The organism is Microbacterium sp. Bi128, assembly GCF_918698205.1.
Map to the genome: position 1 here is coordinate 1 of NZ_CAKKMM010001107.1, position 1,714 is coordinate 1,714.

The 1,714-nt window shown below is 67.4% G+C and carries 2 protein-coding genes; both read left to right on the forward strand.

Going from position 1 to position 1,714, the window contains the following annotated elements; genetic code table 11:
• On the forward strand, positions 1–566 hold a 566-nt coding region (locus tag LQV45_RS30230; RefSeq protein WP_230010898.1), incomplete at its 5' end, for an electron transfer flavoprotein subunit beta/FixA family protein.
• 11 nt (positions 567–577) lie between these two features.
• On the forward strand, positions 578–1,561 hold the full coding sequence (locus LQV45_RS30235; protein WP_230010901.1) for an electron transfer flavoprotein subunit alpha/FixB family protein: 984 nt from the start codon (positions 578–580) through the stop codon (positions 1,559–1,561).
• Positions 1,562–1,714 lie beyond the last annotated feature (153 nt).

The following is a 1,714-nucleotide window of genomic DNA, read 5'->3' on the forward strand; positions in this document are numbered from 1 at the left end:
CCATCCGCAAGGGGCTTGCGATGGGCGCGGGAAGCGCCACCCACGTCTCTGACGAGGCGCTCCGGGGTGCGGATCTTGGACTTACCGCTGAAACCCTCGCCGCAGCGATCCGCCGCATGGGGTTTGACCTGGTGATCACCGGCAACGTCTCCACTGACGGATCCGGCGGCATGATTCCCGCGATGCTTGCAGAATTGCTTGACGTGCCGCATGCCACCGGCCTCAGCTCCGTCGAGATCAGCGACGGTGCGGTGTCTGGCTCCAGGGCCGTTGACTCCGGCGTGCAGAAGGTCTCAGCCAACCTGCCCGCGGTGATATCCATTACCGAGGCACTTCCCGAGGCGCGCTTCCCGAACTTCAAAGGCATTATGGCCGCGAAGAAGAAGCCCCTTGAGGTCCTGACCCTCGCGGACCTCGGGGTCACGGCCGACAATCCGGAGGCGGCGCGTTCGATCATGCTGACCGTTGCGGAGAGGCCCCCGCGCGCGGCGGGCGTGAAGATCATCGACGAGGGTGATGCCGGCGAGAAGCTCGCTGAGTTCCTGATCGAAAACCGACTGGCCTAAGGATCAACGACATGACTGAATTCCCTCGTGACGCAATCCTCGTTGTCGTGGAAGCCCGGGCATCCGGTGAACTCGAGAAGGCTGCGGCCGGGCTCTTCGGTGCCGCCGCTGCCGTTGGCACCCCGGTTGCATTGGTGCTTGCCTCACCCGGCGCCGGGAGCGCCGCCGCCGCGGAGGCCGCGGCCCTTGGTGCCGCGCGCGCACTCATCGCGGAGAGTCCGGATCCTTCCGTGCTTGGGGTGCCGGGCGTTGACGCGCTTGCCGCCGCCGTGGAGCAGGTGCAGCCGGACGCCATCCTGATTTCGCATTCCCTGAACGGGCGCGACCTCGCCGGACGTTACGCTGCCCGTTCGCGTGCGGCGATTTCCTCCGATGCGGTCGGTGTGTCCCGTGATGACGAGGGCGTCGTGGCACAGCACTCCGTCTACGGCGGCGCCTACAACGTGACGTCGACGTCCACGTTTGGGGCGCCGGTGATTACGGTCCGCCAGGGCTCCATCGAGGCGCGGGCGGCGGCTCAGCCGCAAGAGTCCGAGACCTTGGCCGTGACAAGCTCCGCGAAACCGGCCGCGCGGATCGACTCCTTCGAGGAGGCGCCTGCTGCCACTTCGAGGCCGGAGCTGCGTGGTGCCGCGAAGGTTGTCGCCGGTGGCCGCGGCCTCGGCTCGGAAGAACAGTTCGCACTCGTTGGACAGCTCGCCGATACCCTCGGTGCCGCCGTTGGTGCGTCGCGCGCCGCGGTGGATGCCGGCTACGTCCCGACGTCGCATCAGGTCGGCCAGACCGGGGTTTCCGTGTCACCACAGCTGTATGTCGCGCTGGGCATTTCCGGCGCGATCCAGCACCGGGCCGGCATGCAGACCGCGAAGATGATCGTCGCCATCAACAAGGACGGGGACGCGCCGATCTTCGAGGTCGCGGACTACGGTGTGGTCGGCGACGTCTTCAAGGTTGTTCCCCAGCTCATTAGCGCACTTGAGGCCCGGAAGAAGTAGCGATGGCAACTCTGTCTCGGTCCATCCGGCGGGGCCTGCCGCGCGTCGAAGGTGGCGAACCCTGGCCTCCAGCGGGCCAGGCGCCCGCCAGCATTGCCGCGGCGGGAGCGGTAGAAGCGGCAGAAGCGGCAGAAGCGGCAGAAGGGGCAGAAG